Source organism: Lebetimonas sp. JS085 (genome assembly GCF_000523295.1).
In the GTDB taxonomy this organism is placed as follows: domain Bacteria; phylum Campylobacterota; class Campylobacteria; order Campylobacterales; family Nautiliaceae; genus Lebetimonas.
On the sequence record NZ_ATHR01000002.1, the window covers coordinates 45723 to 65365 of the forward strand.

Here is a 19643-nt window from a genome sequence, read left to right on the forward strand (position 1 = left end):
GTATAATTATATCAAAAAAGAAGGTTTATGGATAAGGTATATTTATGTGCTATATCAAATATTAGAAGTGGGGCGTGCAGGGAAGACTGCAGGTTTTGTATCCAGAGTGTCAAATGGGGTGCTAATATAAACAGATACAGGGAAAAAAGTATTAAAACTATTGTTTATGAGGCAAAACTTGCAAAAAAAAACCGGGCAAGCGGATTTTGTCTTGTTACAAGCGGGAAAGGTCTTGATGACAAAACACTTGAATATGTAGGCAGGGCAAGTAAGGCAATACTCAAAGAAGTGGATATAACTATTATTGCATGCAACGGAATTGCAAGCAAAGTTGCATTAAAGGAACTTAAAAACTGCGGTGTAAAAATTTATAACCACAATCTTGAAACAAGTCAGGAATATTATCCTAAAATCTGTTCAACCCACAGCTGGGATGAAAGATTTAAAACATGTGAAAATATAAAATCAGTGGGTCTTGGACTTTGCTGCGGAGGAATTTTTGGAATGGGAGAAAGTGAAGAGGATAGAATAAGTCTTATTAATTCACTAAAAAAACTTAATCCTGAAGGAATACCGATAAACTTTTTTATAGAAAATCCAAAACTGCCTCTAAAAGCAACCCACACAAAAGAATTTGCAGTTAATATAATTAAAAAAATAAGGAGCGAATTTCCAAATTCTATTGTAATGATGGCGGGAGGCCGGGAAATTGTATTTAAAGAGACTTGGATTGAAGGAATAAAAGCAGGTGCTAACTCTATAGTTATCGGGGATTATCTGACAACAAAAGGCGAGAGACCCGACAGGGATATAGAAATATTAAAAAAAGAAAATATAGAGATAGCAAATGCATGCTGAGTTTATTTTGATTTTATCATTAGCAGTAATTATTCTTATTTCACCTTTTATAAGTTCTATATTTCGTTTTCCCATTTTGGCGGTTGAAATTATTTTGGGAGCAATTTTCAGTTTTATAGGATTAATTGGGGAAAATGAAATTTTTAGCTTACTTTCTGAAACAGGTTTTTTATATTTAATGCTGCTTGCCGGGATGGAAATAAACTTAAAAGAGATGTTTAAACTTGAAAAAAAGATATTTATCTATGCTGTTTTATTTTTGATATTAATGTATCTGCTTAGTTTATTGAGCGTTTTTTTCTTAGGATTCAGTAAAATATTTATTGTTGTTTTTCCTCTGGTTTCGGTTGGGCTTATACTCTCTTTGCAACAGGAAATCGGCAAAAAAGAGTGGCTTGAACTTGCAATGAAAGTAGGGGTAATTGCCGAGGTTGTTTCTATTATTGTTTTGACACTTCTTAGCAGTTATTTTGAATTTGGCTTTACATACAGATTTTTTGTAAATATTTCTATATTAATGGCAGTTTTAATTTCCCTTGCGGTTTTGTTTTTTATAATGAGAACACTTTTTTGGTGGTTTCCCGAGATTAAATTTTATCTGATGCCGGGAATTGATAAATATCATCAGGATGTGAGAATTGCAATTAGCCTCTTTTTTATAGTAATTGTTCTTTTGTATAAAATAGGTATTGATGTGGTTTTGGGGGCTTTTGTGGTAGGGGTGTTTTTGAAAACGTTTTTTGAGCATAATAAATCGCTTGAGCACAAATTGGCGCCTTTTGGATTCGGTTTTTTGATTCCAATATTTTTTGTGCATGTGGGTTCAAGTCTTGATATAAAACTTCTTTCTTCAAAAATGTTGATTGACAGTTTTTATATCGTGCTTTTAATGATTTTAATAAGAATTTTTGCTTCATCTGTTTTTTTCCGTATTTTGAATTTAAAAAGTATATTGTTTGGTATAAGCCTTTCCATGCCTCTTACTCTAATGATTGCTGTTGCCGCTCTTGCACATCAGAATCATACAATAAATGATTATTGGTATAATGTTTTGGTTGTTGCGGCTGTAATTGAAGTTATTGTTGTGATGGTAGGAGTTAAAATATTGAATAAATTAATAGTTAAAAGTGAAAAATGAAAAATTTAAAATATTAAGATATTGTTCTTAACTTTTCACTTTTAATTTTTCATTATTAATTGTTGGTATAATTTCACAAAAAAAGGAAAATAATGGTAATTACAAGATTTGCTCCCTCCCCTACAGGATATCTGCATATCGGCGGGCTTAGAACTGCTCTTTTTAACTGGCTTTGGGCCAGAAAAAACAACGGAAAATTCAGACTAAGAATAGAAGATACGGACCGGAAAAGAAATAAACAAGAAGCAGTTGAAGCCATAATAAAAGCGTTTGAGTGGACTGGGCTTAATTATGACGGGGAAGTGGTTTTTCAAAGTGAGAGGTTTGATATTTATAAAGAATTTGTAAACGAACTGCTGCAAAAAGGTCTTGCATATAAATGTTACCTCACAAAAGAAGAGCTTGAAATAATAAGAAACGCCAAAATGAAAGGCGGGGAACCCCCTATTGACATAAGAAAATACAGAGATTTTAAGGGTGAACTTGATAAGCCTTATGTAATAAGATTTAAAACGCCTCTTGAGGGAAAAATTTGTTTTGAAGATGGTGTAAAGGGAATGCAGTGTGTGGATGCAAAAGAAATTGAAGATTTTGTAATTGCCAGGGGTGACGGAACTCCTACATATAATTTTGTGGTTGTAATTGACGACCATGAAATGAGTTTGACGGATATTATAAGGGGGGATGACCATTTAAGAAATACATTCAAACAGATGCTGCTTTATGAAGCTTTCGGATGGAAAATGCCGAAATTTTACCATGTGCCTATGATTCATAATGAAAAAGGCGGCAAAATGAGTAAGCGTGACGGTGCTGTGGATGTGATGGAATATAAGAAAGAAGGCTTTCTTCCGGAAGCTTTGCTTAACTTTTTAGTGCGCCTCGGATGGTCTCACGGGGATCAGGAAATTTTCAGCATGGAAGAAATGATAAACCTGTTTGACCCGAAAGACATTAATAAAGCCCCAAGCAGATTCAATAAAGAAAAGCTTGAGTGGTTAAACTCCCATTATATTAAAAATTCGCCGAATGAAAGATTGGAAATTATATTAAGAGACGATTTTGGTGTTGACATTGTAAATCATGACAGAAAAGAGATTTTAATAGATGAATTGAAAGAGAGGGTAAAAACCCTAAAAGAAATGGCCACAGAAATTGAAAAAATACTAAACGCTCCGGGTGAATATAATGAAAAAGCGGTTAAAAAATTTATAAAAGATGATGTTTTGGCCAATTTAAATGGATTTGTAGTCTTTTTAGAAGATAAAAATCCAAAACTGCCAAATGAATGGCATGATATCATGCATGAATTTTTGGAATTAAAACAGATTAAACCCAAATTTTTAATGCCGCCTCTTAGAATCGCAATGGTGGGGGATACCAAAGGAATTGACCTTGCGGCAATGTTAAGCGTCCTTGGAAAAGAAAAAGTGATAAAAAGAATAGATAAATTACTCGCAAATTTCGAGGTTTTTTAAACCTCTTTTTTGTAAAATTATAAATATTAAAAATACAGCTGTCGCATAAAACATATCAAATCCTATTACAAAGATAATTAAGCTCATTGAAACAACTGCAAAAAAAGAGATTTTGTTTTTTAAAATTTTCAAAGCCGAAAGTGATACCAAAAAATAGATTAATACAAAAACCCCGTTTGCATATGTAATAAGCAAATCCACTTTAAAATTGATTTTAAATTTTAAAATGCTTACAACTAAAATTATTCCCATAATAATAAAAAGTGCTTTTTTAAATTCTATATTCAGGGTGGTTGCTAAGCGTGTAAGAGCCGCAACATATAAATTAAGAGCCATTATGCATATGCTAAAAGCGATAATTGCCATTAATTTGTCGGTATAAGGCATTACTTTTGATGCAATTATTACAAGTGAGTGGAGATTTTTTGATTCGTTTCCATATGCATTGAATACCAAAACCGAAAAAGTTACGGCCATATACAAAAAAGCAACGGTTATTATTCCTGTAACAACCGCTTTAAAAAAGTCGTTTTCATTTTTAAATTCATGTGATATATGGCTCAGTGCCTCTATACCCACAAAACACCAAAACACAATTCCGAGAGTTTTAATAATATGTAATTTGTGATTTGTGATGTGGAAGTTTTGAAAAAGTGCATATATGAAAAAACAGATAATAATACTTGTGATTGTAATTGTTATAAAAATATTTATATTTGATGATATATTAAGAGATAATAGGTTTAATATCAAAATTATTACTGCCGCCAGAATAATAAAATCAACAAGATATTCTTTTCCAAAAGCACCGGCAAGATATGATGCAGCGGTAATTATTACAACAGGTGGGCCTATAGGGATTATTGAAAGATATAAAAATGATGTCGCCTTTTCAAATTTTTTACCAAAAGCCGTACCAACAAATGTAGCGCTTCCTCCTGCACTGGGATACATTTTGCCAAATTTTCCGAATACAAACGCCACAGGTAAAATCATAACCGCTGTTAAAAACCATGCAATTAACGCTGTCCATCCGCTGTAAGTTGCGCTTATTGCGGGGACTATAAACACTCCGCTTCCAAGAAGTGTAATTACAATGGTGGCGATTCCTTGAATTAAATTCATTAAATATCTTTTTTAAAATTATATTTGTTTTATTTGTATTAGTCAATAAGAAACAAATATTTTGTTATAATTCTTAAAAGAAACAAAAGGCTTAATATGACACTTGGAGAGAAAATAAAGTTTCTAAGAGAAAACAAAGGATTAAATTTAAGCGAACTTGCAAAAAGAGCCGGGATTGCAAAATCCACACTTTTTAAAATAGAAGAGAATAAAACAAATCCGACTATCAAAACAATCTGGGCCATTGCCGAAATTTTAGGTGTTCCTTTTGGAGAGCTTGTAGGCGAGGGTGAAATAAAAGAAGAGGGTGTGAGCGTTACACTAATTGAAAAAAACGATTCATTTGAAAGTTATAAAATGAATTTAAAAGAAAATGCAACTTACATTGCGAAACCTCATTTTGCAGGTACAAAAGAAAAAATTTTTGTTTTAAACGGAAGTATCACAGTAGGGAAAGTGGATGATCCAAAAGAAATTAACCAGGGAGATGTTGTTGAATTTGATGCCGATTGTACCCATTTATACAGTGCTAAAAGCGCTTCAACGCTTATAATTACTATTTATTATTCTAAAAGCAGGTATTTTAGTGAAGATGTTTTTGTTGATGTATTTGACAGGGATGTTTATGAAGAACTGAATAATTTAGTTAATTCAGGAGTTGAGGTTATAAGAGTTATTGCCAAACATGACAAATATGATGGGGAAAATGTAATTAAAAATGAAAACGGCATTTTTATATATAAAAAAAGAAATTTAAATTTTTTTGAAGTAAAAAATATAAATTTTGAAAAAATTGAGGGGATTTATCATTTTTTACCAAGTTTTTATACACAAAAAGAGATGGATAGAAGTATTATTTTGCATTTTACAGCGTTTAGGGAAGAACTGATTTTTGAAAGATATCTTGCACTCATTGGGGAAATTAACCTGGCTAAAAGCCTTGCATTAAAAAGTTCTTTTAAAGAACTTGTTGAGTGTATTGATAGGAAAATATATTTGACACACCTTAATAATTTTTTGGATAAAGTAAGAAAAAAAAATATTGAAGTTGAAATTACAAAACTGTTTTCAACTTATACCGATGGGGGGATATATGGAATAAAGTTGAAAAAATGAAAAAAAGAGGTATAATTGAAATGTTTAGTGCCGCCTTTTTATGGGGCAGCACTCCGATAATGTCTATTCTCTCACATCTTCCAAGCGGGGTTTTTGTATTTTTTAGGGTCGTTTTTGCTTTTCCTTTTTTGCTCTATTTTGCTATTAAAAAAACAGGAATTAAAGAATTTTTTAAATTAAGACCTTTTTGGCCAATTTTTTTATCGGGAATTATGCTAAGTTTTAACTGGATTTTTCTATTCTGGGCGGTAAATTTTATAAGTGTTTCAACTGTTATAGTAATGTATTATACGGGTCCTATATTTACCATTATTTTATCTGTAATTTTTTTAAAAGAAAAACTAACAATTAATTTGATAATTGCCATGTTTTTTGCCCTTTTAGGTGTGATTTTCAGTGTAAAAGGCGAAATTGAAGTAAATAAATTTGTTTTTATTGCCTTGCTTTCAGGAGTTTTTTACGGATTTTTGGGTTTTTTTTCCAAAATAGCCACAAAATATCATAAAGCTTTGGATGTTACTGCCTGGCAGGTTTTTATTTCCATTTTTTTAACATTCCCGTTTTTGTTTATAAATAATTATCATATTACAATTCAGGGAATTGTCGTTTCAGCCGTTACCGGAGTTGTCCATACCGCACTGGCACTTTTTCTCTGGTATGATTCCCTAAATTATATAAAACTTTCGGCCGCTTCTATTATTGCATTTACGGATCTTTTTTTTGCAATGATTCTTGCGTGGCTTATTTTAGGCCAAGTGCCTAATATTTATCAGATAACAGGTGGATTTTTAGTGTTTTTGGCAGGTGTGTTTATGAGTATGGGGGAAATAAGGAAGAGAAAATGAAAATATTGTTAGTGGAAGATGATATAGATTTAAATGAGACTATAAAAGAATATCTGCAAAATTTTTATGAAATAGATAGTGTGTTTGACGGGGAAGAAGCTCTAAAAAAAGCTTACGAAAATAATTATGATTTAATGATTTTTGATGTAAAACTTCCAAAAATGGACGGATTTAGTGCAGTAAAAGAGATCAGGAAATTTAAAAACACACCTGTTATTTTTTTAACTTCACTTGATAGTGAAAAAGATGTTGAAGAAGGTTTTTTAAGCGGCGGGGATGATTATATAAAAAAACCTTTTTCCTTAAAAGAACTCAAATACAGAATTGATGCAATTATCAAAAGGGTATATGGAGATTCAAATATAGTAAGATTAAAAAACGGATTTGAATTTGATTTGAATAATTTAGAATTGAAAAAAGATAATAAAACTATTCATTTAAAACCGAAAGTTGCAGAGCTTTTAAAATTTTTTATACAAAACAGAAACAGGGTTGTAAGTAAGGAGGAAATTTTTGAATATCTGTATGGATTAGATGAACCAAATGAAAAATCATTAAGGACTTTTATCAATAATTTAAGGTTTGTTTTAGGAAAAGATAGTATTGAGACAATAAGTGGCAGGGGATATAAATTTGTTGGCTGAAAAGAAGGCTTTAAGGAGGTTTTTGCTAATTTATCTAGTATCTACAATTTTTTTGATAGGTATAGGAGAGTTTTTTTATTATAAATTAGCTTATAAAAATATTATTGAAAGTGAAATTAAGTCAATTGAAACAGAAATAAAGGTTTTTTTAGAACAAAACAGAGGAATGTTTATAAAAATAATCAATTATAAATTTACTTCTCCAACAAATTTAAAAATTGTAATATATAAAGATAAAAAATTAATATATTCGAATTTTAATCCTGAAAAAGTATATTTTGATAAAACGTTTTGGATTAAAAGAAAATATATTTATTACAGGTTTGAAATGATTAAAAGATGGGGAATAATAGATGTTATCGCTGAAAAACCACTTAATAAAACAAAATTTAATATTTTATATAAAAATTTGTTGATATTTAATATTTTCTTTTTATTTTTTTTAACTTTTGTTTCTTTTTGGTTAGGAAGAGTATTTTTAGCTCCTATGAAAGAGGTTATAAATAGTTTAGAAGACTTTATACGAGATTCAACTCATGAAATGAATACTCCTATTAGCATAATTCTTACAAATATTGAGATGATTAAAGAAAAACCAAATAAAAAAGCTATAAAAAGAATAGAAAATGCTAGTATGAGACTTAGTAAAATTTTTGAAGACTTAAAATATATAAGGTTGTATCATAAAAAGAAAAAAGAGTTAAAAAAGATTGATTTAAAAGAGCTTGTTTCTAGGAGGATTTTAGTTTTTGAAACTCAAATTGAAAATAAAAACTTAAAAGTTATAAAAGATTGTGAAAGTTTTGAAGTAATTTTTGATGAAGAAGATTTAATTAGAATTATTGATAATTTACTTTCAAATGCAATTAAATATGCTCCTAATAATTCAACTATTGAGATTAAACTTAAAAAAGGAAAATTTTGTACAAAAAATATTGGTGAAATTAAAAATATTGAAAACATTACAAAAAAATTTGTAAGAGAAAATAGTAGTGAGGGCGGTTTTGGGCTTGGACTTTATATTGTTAAAAAAATAGCAGATGAATATAAAATAAAGTTTGAAATTAGAAATATAGATAAAAAAGTAGCAGTCTGTTTACATTTTGTTTAACTTCCTCTTTTATAATTTTAGAAAAAATTAAGGAGAAAGAAATGAAAAAATTATTAAGCGCATTAGTTTTAGGAGTTTTATTAAGTAGTGCTTATGCAAAAACGCCGATTGAAAATTATGTATTAAGTTTACCTAAAGAGAGTTTATCAAAAGTTGAAATTAATGACTTACTTCATATGAGAGAAGAAGAAAAATTAGCAAGGGATGTTTATCTGACTTTATATAAAAAATGGAAACTGCCGGTATTTAAAAATATTTCAAAAAGTGAAAATTGGCATATGCATATGATTAAATTGCTTTTAGATAAATATGGTTTAAATGACCCGGTTGAAAAAACAGGAGACAGGGTAGGTGTATTTGAGAGTAAAAAGCTTCAAAAACTTTATAATGAATTGGTTGAGAAAGGCTCAATGAGTTTAAAAGACGCTTTAATGGTAGGAGCTACAATAGAAGATTTGGATATTAAAGATTTAGAAGAAGCAATTAAAAGAAGTAATAATAAAGATATAAACTTAGTTTATCAAAATCTTGAAAAAGGAAGCCGTAATCATATGAGAGCTTTTGTTGGAGTGTTAAGAAGATATGGCGGGGATTATACTCCACAATTTATTTCTATGAGTGAATTTAATCAAATTATAAGTTCAAAACACGAAATGGGAATGATGAAAAGTTCTAAGTACTACAATAATGAGTTTTATGGAGTTGTTGAGAGAGTTTATACATTACCTGGTCTTAGAAAAGGTATTTATTGGTGGATGGCAGATGTAAAAACTGATAATGCTACTTTAAAAGTAGCAATTGCACCTACTTGGACTTTACAAAATATCAATATAAGGCCTGGGGATAGAGTAGAAGTAAAAGGTTATAAGGGAATGTATAGTTTTATAACTTGTGAAATAGAAGATAAAACAACAAGTTTGGAGTATAAAAGTAAATCTAGGAGATGTAAATGAGAAAATGGATTGATCTGTTTTTGTTTTATGCAACGATAATTATCATTTTTAGTGGAATTGTATTATACATAATGCCTCATGGAAGGGTGGCTTATTTTACAGGCTGGAAGTTTTTAGGTATTGATAAAGACGGATGGGATAATTTGCATGTAATTTTTGGATTTTTTATGGTTATTGTAGCAATTTGGCATATTGTTGTTAATTGGAGGGCTTTAAAAAAATATCTTTTTTTACAAAAAGAATCAGTGTTTGCTCTTTTAATTATAGCTTTGGTATCTATTGGGACAATAAAGAATATCCAACCCTTTAAGAGTGTAAGTGATTTAGAAGAGTATATTAAAAATTCTTGGGAAGTTTCAAAAAGTGAGATACCAATTGCACACGGAGAGCTTTTGAGTTTAAAAGATTTTTGTGATAAATTGAATATTCCTTTAAATCAAGCGACAGATAAATTAAAAGAAAAAGGAATTAAATTTAATGTAAACGAAACTTTAAAAGAAATTGCCAATAAAAATAACTTAACCCCTGTTAAAATTTATGAAATAATAAAACCTAAAAAAAATAGCAATTTTCAAAATGTAAAGTTTATACCGGGAAGCGGAATTGGAAAAATGACTCTTAGCGATTTTTGTAAAAAATACGGTTGTAATGTAAATGAAACTATTAAAACTCTAAAATCTAAGGGAATAAATGCTAAAAAGACTCAAACTTTAAGAGAAATTGCAGAAGATAATAAAATAACACCTATAGACATAGTAAAAATTATTACTAAATATAATTAAAAAACCGGTACGTAAGAGCTTTGTTTTGGAGGAGGAGAGAGAGGGGTAAAGAGTTCTTTTTTACCGTTTGGCAATGTAAATGTTTTTACTTTTTGAGGTTTTTTAAAATGTCTAATCAGTTCCGGATGAAGGTTTAACAGTTTTTTATAAAATTCTTTGAATACCGGGGCACTTACCCTGCCGCCTGGCATTTTATCTCCGAGTGTTGAATAATCGTCGTTTCCAAACCATATGAGAGTTTGAGTGTTTGGTGTAAATCCGCAAAACCATGCGTCTGTAAAGTTATTTGTTGTCCCTGTTTTACCCGCTATTTCAATGCCTTTTACCCTGGCTTTTCTACCTGTTCCGTGTTTGACTACATCTTTTAATATATCTATCATTAAATATGCCTGATAATCAGGTTCAATATATTCGTATTTCGGCTCTGTTTTTATAATAAGCCCTTCTTTTGGCAAAATGATTTTTTTTACTATATGAATATAACTTTTTGTGCCGTAGTTGCTAAATATTGTATAAAGCTGGGCAAATTTCCACATTGGAATCCCGGCGCTTCCAAGTGCAATGCTTAAATTGTTGGGAAGTTTGTCAAATCCGAAATTATAAAGATTTTTTATAACATTATCTAATCCCATAGACATAACAAGGTTTATGGTTGCAAGATTTCTTGAATGGACAAGGGCTTCTCTTAATGTAATAAGTCCGAGAGCGTTTTTTTCATAATTTTTAGGCTTCCAGTATTTATCTTCTTGAGGGGTATTGCTTGGGATTTTAAATGTTCTTTTAATATCCGGGATAAGACTTGCCGGATTATAGCCTATATTCAAAGCTGTTTGATAAATGAACGGTTTTATTGCGCTTCCCACGCTTCTTCTTGACTGAATAACTCTGTTGAATTTGCTTTTTTTATAATCGACACCCCCGATTAGAGCCAAAACTTCACCTGTTTTTTGGTTTAAGCTTATCATTGCGCCGTTAAGCTCGTTTTTATTTAATTTTGGATTAAGTTTTAACAGTCTTTCATAATTTTCTTTTATGGATTCATTTGCAATTTTTTGTATATTGGTATCTATTGTCAGATAAATATCATATCCACGTGAAAGCAGATTTTTGTATTTTTTAGAGAGTCTGTAAATTGCGCTGTCCACTGCATAGCCTACTAAATTTTTTATTTTCGGCTCAATCATGTATTTATATACTTTCGGGTGTGAAAGTATCGCTTTTTTATATTCTTCGGGGGTAATCCATCCCAAAAGATACAGTCTTTTAATAATGGAATCGGCTCTTTTTAAATTAAGCTCATAATGTCTGGTGGGGTCATATAGACTCGGACCTTTTGGAAGGGCAATTAGCATTGCAATTTCTTTTAAGCTCAAATTTTTCAATTTTTTGTGAAAATATCCGTAAGCCGCCGTGGCAATCCCGTAATATCCATTACCAAAATAGATTTGGTTTAAATATCTCTCGAGAATTTCCTCTTTGGTTAAAAAATGTTCGACTTTTAAAGATATTATTATTTCTTTTAGTTTTCTTTTTAATGTTTTTTTTCTGTTTAAATAAATGTTTCTTACAAGCTGCTGGGTTATTGTCGAAGCCCCTTCAACTTTTCTGCCGGCTTTTATATCCGTAATGAGGGCTCTTAAAATTGCATTTATATTTATACCTTCATGCTCAAAAAAAGAGGTGTCTTCTGTGGCAACCAGTGTTTCTATGACACGTCCGGGAATGTCTTTGTATTTTACATAAAAACGGTTTTGTTTAGAAAACCTGACATCTATTAACTTTCCGTTTCTGTCAAAAAACCGGGCTGAAACAGGCGGGTTGTAATATATTATTTTTGCCGCAACAAACCTTGTGTCGTTATATAAATATAAAAAATACCCTAAACCTGCAATAACTGCCGCCGTTAAAGACATCAATAAAAAAGTAAATATTTTTTTTATCATTTTTCTCCCAAAGAATTTAATGTTTCATGTATTATATCAAGACTTACATTTAATCTTAAAATTATTCTGAAAATGGGGCTTTTTACGGTAGGGGGTCGTATTGCCCCTATTAAAATATTTTTTTCTAAAAGTTCTTTTTGTTTTTTTAGTAAATCTTTGTTTGAAAGGGAAGGGATTATTTTTATTAAGGATTGGGAATCAAATAATTTTTGTCTTTTTTTTATTTTTTCTTTATAAAAATTAAGATTATTTGTAATATCTTCAATGGCATAAAAAGCCAAAAGGGAATCAACGGGGCTCAGGGCTGTTGTATAAATAATGCTTCTTGCTTTATTAAGTAAAAATTCTATTATTTCCTTATTTGCCAGAATATATGCCCCGTAACTTCCGAGTGCTTTTCCGAGGGTCCCCATTTTGATGGTGTTTGTCGGGCTTAATTTATATTCATCGGTAATCCCCATTAAATTGTCTCCACAAATTCCTACGCTGTGAGCCTCGTCTATAATCAGGTATCCGATTTTCTGGGCGTAATCGGTAATTTCTTTTTTTACCTTGTCCCCCATCATGGAATAAATCCCTTCTACCACTGTAAAAACCCTGTTGTATTTTTTATAATTTACGCTTATTTTTTTTAAATTTTCAAAATCGTTGTGTTTAAAAAATTTGACTTCGGCATTTGTCAACCTGCTTCCCGCTATTCCGCTTGCATGATATTCTTCATCTACATAAAAAACGTCCCCCCCTCTTCCAAGCTCAAACAAAGCCATATTTGCCAAAAATCCGCTTCCTACAATTATTGCTTCTTCAAAATTATTAAGTTCTTTTAGTTTCTCTTCAAGTATTTTATGGGCCGGATGATATCCGTTTACAAGCATTGACGCTTTTGCCGAATGGGAGTGGTATTCTTTTGCCTTTTCATATGCTTTATCTAAAATGTCTTTTTTTTCAGCAAGACCCAGATAATCGTTGCTTGCCAAATCTATAATATTATCATCATATATTTTTCTTTTACGCAGTCTGTTTTTTTTCTTTAAAATATTCAGTTCTTTTTCATATAACTTTTCACTTTTCATTTTTCACTTTTCATTTTTATTTTATTTAGTTAAAATTTTATCAAAAAAGGCCATTTATGGATATAAGAAAAGAATTTTTAAATTTTTTTGAAAAAAAAGGGCATAAGGTCTACCCTTCATCACCTCTTGTGCCGGATGATCCGAGTTTACTGTTTACAAATGCAGGAATGGTTCAGTTTAAACCTATTTTTACAGGTGAAAAACCGGCCCCTACACCTCCTAGGGCATGCTCTTCTCAGCTTTGTATGAGGGCGGGCGGAAAGCATAATGATTTGGAAAATGTGGGTTATACAAACCGCCACCATACACTTTTTGAAATGCTTGGAAATTTTAGTTTCGGAGATTATTTTAAAGAAAAAGCAATTGAATATGCGTGGGAGTTTGTAACGGATGTTTTAAACTTTGATAAAAGCAGGCTCTGGATTACGATTCACGAAAGTGATGATGAGGCCGGCAAAATCTGGGAGAAGTATGTTCCAAAAAACAGAATTGTAAAAATGGGGGATAAAGACAATTTCTGGCAGATGGGAGATACCGGTCCTTGCGGCCCTTGCAGTGAAATACATTACGACCAGGGGGCGGATAAATTCAATTCTCCTGAAGATTATTTAGGAGGTGAAGGGGACAGATTTCTTGAAATATGGAATCTGGTTTTTATGCAGTATAACAGAGATGAAAAAGGCAAATTATCTCCTTTGCCACGCCCGAGTATTGATACGGGAATGGGACTTGAAAGAATTACGGCTATAAAAGAAGGGGTTACAAGCAATTATGAAACGTCTATTTTTAAGCCTTTAATAAACAAGGTTGTTGAAATTACAGGAAAAGAATATTTTACGGATTCAAAAGGAGCGTCACACAGGGTAATAGCCGATCATATAAGAGCCGTTACGTTTCTTTTGGCCCAGGGGGTCAGGTTTGACAGAGAAGGAAGGGGTTATGTTTTAAGAAGAATTTTAAGAAGGGGCGTAAGACACGGATATATGCTGGGAATGAAAGAACCTTTTATGTATAAAATCGTAGATACCCTGGTTCAGGAGATGGGGCATCAGTATCCTTATTTAATTGAAAAAAAAGAGGCCGTTAAAAACGCTATGAAAATGGAGGAAGAGAGATTTTTTGCCACAATTGATAAGGGAATGGAGCTGTTTAAAGAGGCTCTTTCTAAAACTGCCGGGGATGTTTTCAGCGGGGAAATAGCATTTAAACTTTATGATACATATGGATTTCCTCTTGATTTGACTCAGGATATGCTAAGAGAAGTGGGGAAAAAAGTTGATGTAAACACATTCGAAAAACTTATGCAGGAGCAAAAGACAAGAGCCAGGGCAAACTGGAAAGGAAGCGGGGATAAAAAGATTAATTTAAAAGATTTAGTTAAATATCCGGTAAATAAGTTTGTGGGTTATGAAAAAACGGAACATAAAACAAAAATAAAAGCCCTTTTTGACGAAGATTTTAATGAAGTAAATGAACTTAACGCAAACGGCTGGGTGATGCTGGAAGTTACTCCTTTTTATGCCGAAAGCGGAGGACAGGTCGGAGACAGGGGAGTAATTAAATGTAAAATGGATAACGGAGAATGGAGAGAGTGTGCAAAAGTAATTGATACTAAAAAATTTGAAGAAAAAAACCTTTCAAGAGTAGTTGATGCCGAGTTGAAAGCAGGTGATGAGGTTGAAGCTGTTGTGGATGAATCAAGAAGAGAAATTGCCAAACACCATTCAGCCACGCATTTATTGCAGGCGGCTTTAAGAAAAGTGTTGGGTGAACATGTAACGCAGGCCGGAAGTTTAGTGGAAGCAAACAGGTTAAGATTTGATTTTACCCATCCAAAAGCATTGAGTGCAGAAGAACTTGATAAAATTGAAAATATGGTAAATAATGTAATAGCAAGAGGAATTGAAGGGGAAGTTGCCGAGATGCCGATTGATGAAGCTAAAAAAGCTGGAGCAATGGCACTTTTTGGGGAAAAATACGGCGACATTGTAAGGGTTGTTAAGTTCGGGGATTTTTCGATAGAGCTTTGCGGTGGTACGCATGTAAAAAATACATCTGAAATTGGAAGTTTTTATATAACAAAAGAAAGCGGCGTAAGTGCAGGGGTCAGAAGAATTGAAGCAGTTGCAGGGATAAGTGCATATAAATATGCCAAAGCTTACAGGGACATGGTGGAAGAGATTAAGGCTGAAAATAAAGCAAAAGACATAAAAGCATTTATTGAAAAACAAAAAGATGAGATTAAAAAATTAAAAGATGAAATTAAAATTCTTCAAAAAGCTGCTGTTAAAGAGATAAAGCCAACTGAAAAAGACGGAATAAATTTTGTAATTGAGAGAATTGATAATGCAAATTTAAGAGAAATTGCTACTGATTTAAAAGGGAAAATAGATAATTTAGTTGCATTTTTGGCAGGAAGTAATAACGGAAAAGTTTCAATTGTGGCCGCAAGCGGTGTGGATGGAATTAAAGCGGGGGATTTAATTAAAGAATTTGCCCCAATTGTAGGAGGAAAAGGCGGAGGAAAGAGAGATTTTGCCCAGGGCGGAGGAAAAGATGCAGATAAAATAGATGAAATGATAGAAAAAGTAAAAGAAAAATTTTTATAAAAGGAGTAAAAAGGGGGATGGATATATTAATAGTAGAAGATGATTTGCCTTTGGCAAATGTATTAAAAAAGGTATTGGAAAAAAATGGATTTAATGTAAATATTGCAAGTGACGGTGAAGAGGCATTTAATGAAATTCTGGAAAAAAATTACAATTTGTATTTGTTGGATATTAATTTACCGAAACTTAACGGGCATAAATTATTAAAACTTATAAAACACAAAGACGAAAATGCCATTGTAACAATGATTACGGCTTCGGCCGAAATAGAAGATATAGAAAAAGCGTACAGCTACGGATGCAGTGAATATATAAAAAAACCGTTTCACGCCAAGGAATTGTTGATAAGAATAAACAATTTAATAAATAAAAACGAAATAAATGATGAGATAATTGTTGATAACATAAAATTTGTAAAAAGTACTATGGATTTGTTTATAGACAACAAACCGGTGGAACTTAGAAAAAAAGAAAAAAGACTTTTATATATTCTTTTGGACAATCTTGATAAAACGGTTACAAAAGAAAAAATTATTGAATTTGTCTGGGAAGGTGAAAAAAAAGATTCCTATCCCCTCAGGCAATTGGTAAGTACTTTAAAAGCAAAACTTTCAAACCATAATATAGTCAGTGTCGTAGGAATAGGATATAAGTTTGTCAAAGTATAAATTTTCAATTAACCAAATTATAGTAATTTTTTTCTTTACCTTTTTTTTATTAATGGGGTCTATAGTATATATTCAATATTATAAATCTGAACAAATTCTGAGAAACAATTTTATAAACAAACATAAAATAGAAGCCCTTAAAATTAAAGACAAATTTAAAAATATTTTTGATAAGGCTTTATATATATATAAAATCCATGAACAATTAAACATCAAAAATACATTTAAATTAAATAAGTTTTATAAAAACGGAAAATTTAATATTTCTCAGGCGGCAAAAATTTTAAATTCATCTCTTGAGAGGGGGAAATATGAGATTTTTCAAATAGACAGAAATTATAAAATAATAAACGGCACGTATCAGCCGGATATAGGTTATGATTTAGGCCATTTCCCAGCTTATAAGAAAGTTTTGGACAATGTTTTCAACGGCAAAGAAAAAATAGATATTTCTTATATACATCTGGATATTGCTTCAAAAAATTTAAAAAAATATTATTTAATCCGTTCTTCGGACGGTAAATATCTGCTTCAGTTGGCTTATGTGGTGGATATTTACCCAAAATTAAAAAAAATTTATAAATTTTTAAAGCCTGCTCTTAACAATTTAAAAATTTATTTTGTGGACAGATATCTAGTCTATCCCATAAATTTCAAAAACCGTTATCAGAAAAAACTTTCTGTAAATGAGCTTTGTAATTATTCAAAAAATTTTTTATTGTATTTTAGTAATAATAAAGACATCGCAAAAAAAAGCAATATTGAAATATTAAATAAAATCGTATCTGTTTTTAAAAAGCATAACAATATGATTTATAAAATAAGAGGCAACACCCTTAAAATATTTGTATTAATAAACGGGATTATAAACAATAAAGACAATAGAATGATAATTGAAACAGATTTTAACCTAACTCCTTTAAAAACGGCTGAAAGAAGACTTTTTAAAAATTTTTGGATAATTTTTGTTTTAATGGCTGTATTTATTATTTTAATGTATTTTTTTGCAAAAAAATATTTTATTAAAAAGTTGGATTTATTGGCCAAAGCGTTTAAAGACAACAGAAAATGTAAAATGAATGAATCTTTTATAAAAGAAATAGCGGAATTTCAAACCAGTTATAATAAACTTTTTGAAAAATTAAATGATGAAATAGAAAAAAATAAAAAACTTTTATATTTAAACAGAAGATTTGTTGTAGACACCATACATCAGATAAGAACACCTCTTAATGTTATTTTGTTAAATGTGGAACTGCTAAGGGAATCCTGCGGGGAAGAAGAAATTTTAGATGAAATAGAAGCTTCTGTTTCCATGCTCAGTAATTCTTATGAGGATTTGGCTTATATATCTTCGAATAATGTTGTTGAATATAAACCAGAAAATATTGACATTGCATCGGTACTGAAAGAAAGAATAGAATATTTTTTCAGCATCGCAAAATCTCATAATAAAAATTTTCTCTCAGATATTGATGAAAACTGTATATTTAATATAAACAAAATAGAGCTTGAGAGGGTTATTGACAATAATATTTCAAATGCCGTTAAATATTCAAAAGGTAAAGAGATTATTGTTTCATTAAAAAAATATAAAAATAAATTTGTTTTAAAATTTGCTACCATCGGTGAAAAAATAAAAGATTCAAAAAATATTTTTGAAAAAAATTACAGAGAGCAGCCCCATAAAAGAGGTTTGGGAATAGGGTTGAATATTGTTAAAAAAATTTGTGAAAAATATAATATTAAATATTCTCATTTTTATCAAAATGAAAAAAATATTTTTGAATATCAATTTTTGGTAAAATTTTAGTTAAAAAGGGTTTTATGCTGATACTTTGTTCTTCTTCTGTTACAAGGGCTGAATTATTAAAAAACGCCGGTATTGATTTTATTCAAAAAAACTGTAGTTTTGATGAAGACAAACTGGTGTTTAAAGACCCGTATGAATTTGTGGTAAATGCAAGTTTTGGAAAATTTAAAGAATGTATCAAATGTTTTAATGATAATATTATAACCGCCGATACGGTTGTAAGTGACGGCAGGAATATTTTAAGAAAAGCAAAATCCCGTGAAGATGCAAGAAAAATACTTTTACAACAAAGTGGAGAAAATATTAAAATCATAACTTCCATGTGGATTAAAATAAATTCTAAAGTTTACGGAAGAGTTGATGAAACCATTTATGAATTTTATGAATTTGATAAAACTGATTTGGAAAATTATTTAAATTCCAATGAATGGGTAGGAAAAGCCGGAGCATGTATGGTGGAAGGGTTTTGTAAAAAATATATAAAAAATGTAAAAGGGTATGAATCAACAGCAATGGGACTTTGCATTGAAGAATTAGTAAAAATATTAAAGGAAGAAAAATGTATATAAAAGAAATTCAGGATTTTCAAAAAATCAGAAAAGAGGCAAGAGCCTATTTTTGTTATTTAATGCAAAGAAACATACCAAACAAATTGCCAAATATCGGGGTTGATGTAATATATGAAGGGTTAAAAAGAATTATAAATGAACTTCCCGAAGCCAACGCCGCTTATATTTTGGATGCGAGCGGAAAACAGATAAGCAAAATGATTACAAATAAAGAGAGTTTTAAAAATTATGATATAGAATTTAACCAGTCAAACAGGACATATTTTTATAAAGCTGTAAAAGAGAAAAAATGTATTTTGACAGATCCTTATCCGAGTCTTATAGGAGGGGAAATTGTTGTAAGTGCGGCTTTACCTGTTTTTAACAATAAAGGTGAATTGCTCTATGTGGCTGTAATTGATATTCCTTTGGAGAAAATTTTGAAATTTATTCACAAAGAAAAAGGTGATGTCTGGTTTAATAATTTCAACAGACTTATTTATGCAATGTTCAGCGCCGCACTGTTTGCCATTGTGGTTTTATTGTTTTATTACGGTGTTAAAATGTTTTTTGTGTATACGATTAACAATATCGATGTCAAAAAAATGTTTGAATCGACAATTTTAATAACACTTTCTTTAGCAATATTTGATTTGGTTAAAACCATATTGAGCGAAGAAGTGGTCGGAGAAAAGGAAGAACACCCTTTTGCCATTCATAAAACGATGATTAAATTTTTGGGAAGTATTATAATAGCTTTGGCAATCGAAGGGCTTATGCTTGTATTTAAATTTGCCATGGTCGCCCCGCAAATGCTTATTTATGCGGCAATTTTGATAAGTGCTGTAACACTTCTTTTATTCGCTCTGGCTTATTATATGAAAAATGTGGGTAAGGATATAAAATAGTGAGTTGTGAGTTGTGAGAAAAAAAAAGGAA

The 19643-nt window shown here is 30.7% G+C and carries 17 protein-coding genes; 14 read left to right on the forward strand and 3 right to left on the reverse strand.

The window, feature by feature from the left end; all coding sequences use genetic code 11:
- The first annotated feature begins 27 nt into the window (after positions 1-27).
- From DZ68_RS0108900 to gltX, 3 genes are all read left to right on the forward strand, one after another.
- Positions 28-858, forward strand: coding sequence for a biotin synthase (locus DZ68_RS0108900; RefSeq protein ID WP_024788250.1), 831 nt, complete (start codon positions 28-30; stop codon positions 856-858).
- Positions 848-1996, forward strand: a complete 1149-nt coding sequence (locus DZ68_RS0108905) for a cation:proton antiporter (protein WP_024788251.1) — start codon at positions 848-850, stop codon at positions 1994-1996. Before DZ68_RS0108900 ends, DZ68_RS0108905 begins: the two co-directional genes overlap by 11 nt.
- A gap of 92 nt (positions 1997-2088) precedes the next feature.
- Complete coding sequence (gltX, locus tag DZ68_RS0108910) at positions 2089-3474, forward strand: glutamate--tRNA ligase (RefSeq protein WP_024788252.1); 1386 nt, start codon at positions 2089-2091, stop codon at positions 3472-3474.
- Here the strand turns inward: gltX and DZ68_RS0108915 are convergent.
- Entirely contained in the window at positions 3448-4599 is a 1152-nt protein-coding gene (locus DZ68_RS0108915) for an amino acid permease (protein WP_024788253.1), read from the reverse strand. The two genes, gltX and DZ68_RS0108915, sit on opposite strands and share 27 nt — an antisense overlap.
- A gap of 96 nt (positions 4600-4695) precedes the next feature.
- Between DZ68_RS0108915 and DZ68_RS10550 the strand changes: the two genes are divergently transcribed.
- The 6 genes from DZ68_RS10550 to DZ68_RS0108945 are packed head-to-tail and all read left to right on the forward strand — an operon-like array spanning position 4696 to position 10050.
- Positions 4696-5715 (forward strand): helix-turn-helix domain-containing protein, encoded by a 1020-nt coding sequence (locus DZ68_RS10550; RefSeq protein WP_024788254.1) that lies wholly within the window; start codon positions 4696-4698, stop codon positions 5713-5715.
- Positions 5712-6560 carry a DMT family transporter gene (locus tag DZ68_RS0108925; protein WP_024788255.1) on the forward strand — a complete coding sequence of 283 codons (849 nt, stop codon included), beginning with the start codon at positions 5712-5714 and terminating at the stop codon, positions 6558-6560. The genes DZ68_RS10550 and DZ68_RS0108925 overlap by 4 nt, the downstream gene beginning before the upstream one ends.
- Positions 6557-7204 (forward strand): response regulator transcription factor, encoded by a 648-nt coding sequence (locus tag DZ68_RS0108930; RefSeq protein ID WP_024788256.1) that lies wholly within the window; start codon positions 6557-6559, stop codon positions 7202-7204. The genes DZ68_RS0108925 and DZ68_RS0108930 overlap by 4 nt, the downstream gene beginning before the upstream one ends.
- 22 nt (positions 7205-7226) lie before the next feature.
- Positions 7227-8315, forward strand: coding sequence for a sensor histidine kinase KdpD (locus DZ68_RS0108935; RefSeq protein WP_024791039.1), 1089 nt, complete (start codon positions 7227-7229; stop codon positions 8313-8315).
- Between the two features lie 41 nt (positions 8316-8356).
- Positions 8357-9268 (forward strand): DUF2202 domain-containing protein, encoded by a 912-nt coding sequence (locus DZ68_RS10660; RefSeq protein ID WP_024788258.1) that lies wholly within the window; start codon positions 8357-8359, stop codon positions 9266-9268.
- Positions 9265-10050: a DUF4405 domain-containing protein gene (locus DZ68_RS0108945; protein ID WP_024791040.1), complete on the forward strand. Its 786-nt coding sequence runs from the start codon at positions 9265-9267 to the stop codon at positions 10048-10050. The genes DZ68_RS10660 and DZ68_RS0108945 overlap by 4 nt, the downstream gene beginning before the upstream one ends.
- Here DZ68_RS0108945 and DZ68_RS0108950 read toward each other — a convergent pair.
- Positions 10047-11993, reverse strand: coding sequence for a transglycosylase domain-containing protein (locus tag DZ68_RS0108950; RefSeq protein ID WP_024788260.1), 1947 nt, complete (start codon positions 11991-11993; stop codon positions 10047-10049). The two genes, DZ68_RS0108945 and DZ68_RS0108950, sit on opposite strands and share 4 nt — an antisense overlap.
- Positions 11990-13066 carry a pyridoxal phosphate-dependent aminotransferase family protein gene (locus DZ68_RS0108955; RefSeq protein ID WP_024791041.1) on the reverse strand — a complete coding sequence of 359 codons (1077 nt, stop codon included), beginning with the start codon at positions 13064-13066 and terminating at the stop codon, positions 11990-11992. Before DZ68_RS0108955 ends, DZ68_RS0108950 begins: the two co-directional genes overlap by 4 nt.
- Before the next feature lie 56 nt (positions 13067-13122).
- Here DZ68_RS0108955 and alaS point away from each other — a divergent pair, with 56 nt between their 5' ends.
- From alaS to DZ68_RS0108980, 5 genes are read left to right on the forward strand one after another with little or no spacing between them, the layout of a single operon-like run.
- On the forward strand, positions 13123-15675 hold the full coding sequence (gene alaS, locus DZ68_RS0108960) for an alanine--tRNA ligase (protein ID WP_024791042.1): 2553 nt from the start codon (positions 13123-13125) through the stop codon (positions 15673-15675).
- A 17-nt stretch (positions 15676-15692) separates the two neighbouring features.
- Positions 15693-16343 carry a response regulator transcription factor gene (locus tag DZ68_RS0108965; protein ID WP_024791043.1) on the forward strand — a complete coding sequence of 217 codons (651 nt, stop codon included), beginning with the start codon at positions 15693-15695 and terminating at the stop codon, positions 16341-16343.
- Positions 16344-16395: 52 nt separating this feature from the next.
- Entirely contained in the window at positions 16396-18156 is a 1761-nt protein-coding gene (locus DZ68_RS10555) for a HAMP domain-containing sensor histidine kinase (protein ID WP_156920244.1), read from the forward strand.
- Between the two features lie 14 nt (positions 18157-18170).
- Positions 18171-18725 carry a septum formation inhibitor Maf gene (maf, locus tag DZ68_RS0108975; protein ID WP_024788265.1) on the forward strand — a complete coding sequence of 185 codons (555 nt, stop codon included), beginning with the start codon at positions 18171-18173 and terminating at the stop codon, positions 18723-18725.
- Positions 18716-19612, forward strand: a complete 897-nt coding sequence (locus DZ68_RS0108980) for a PDC sensor domain-containing protein (protein WP_024788266.1) — start codon at positions 18716-18718, stop codon at positions 19610-19612. The genes maf and DZ68_RS0108980 overlap by 10 nt, the downstream gene beginning before the upstream one ends.
- Positions 19613-19643 lie beyond the last annotated feature (31 nt).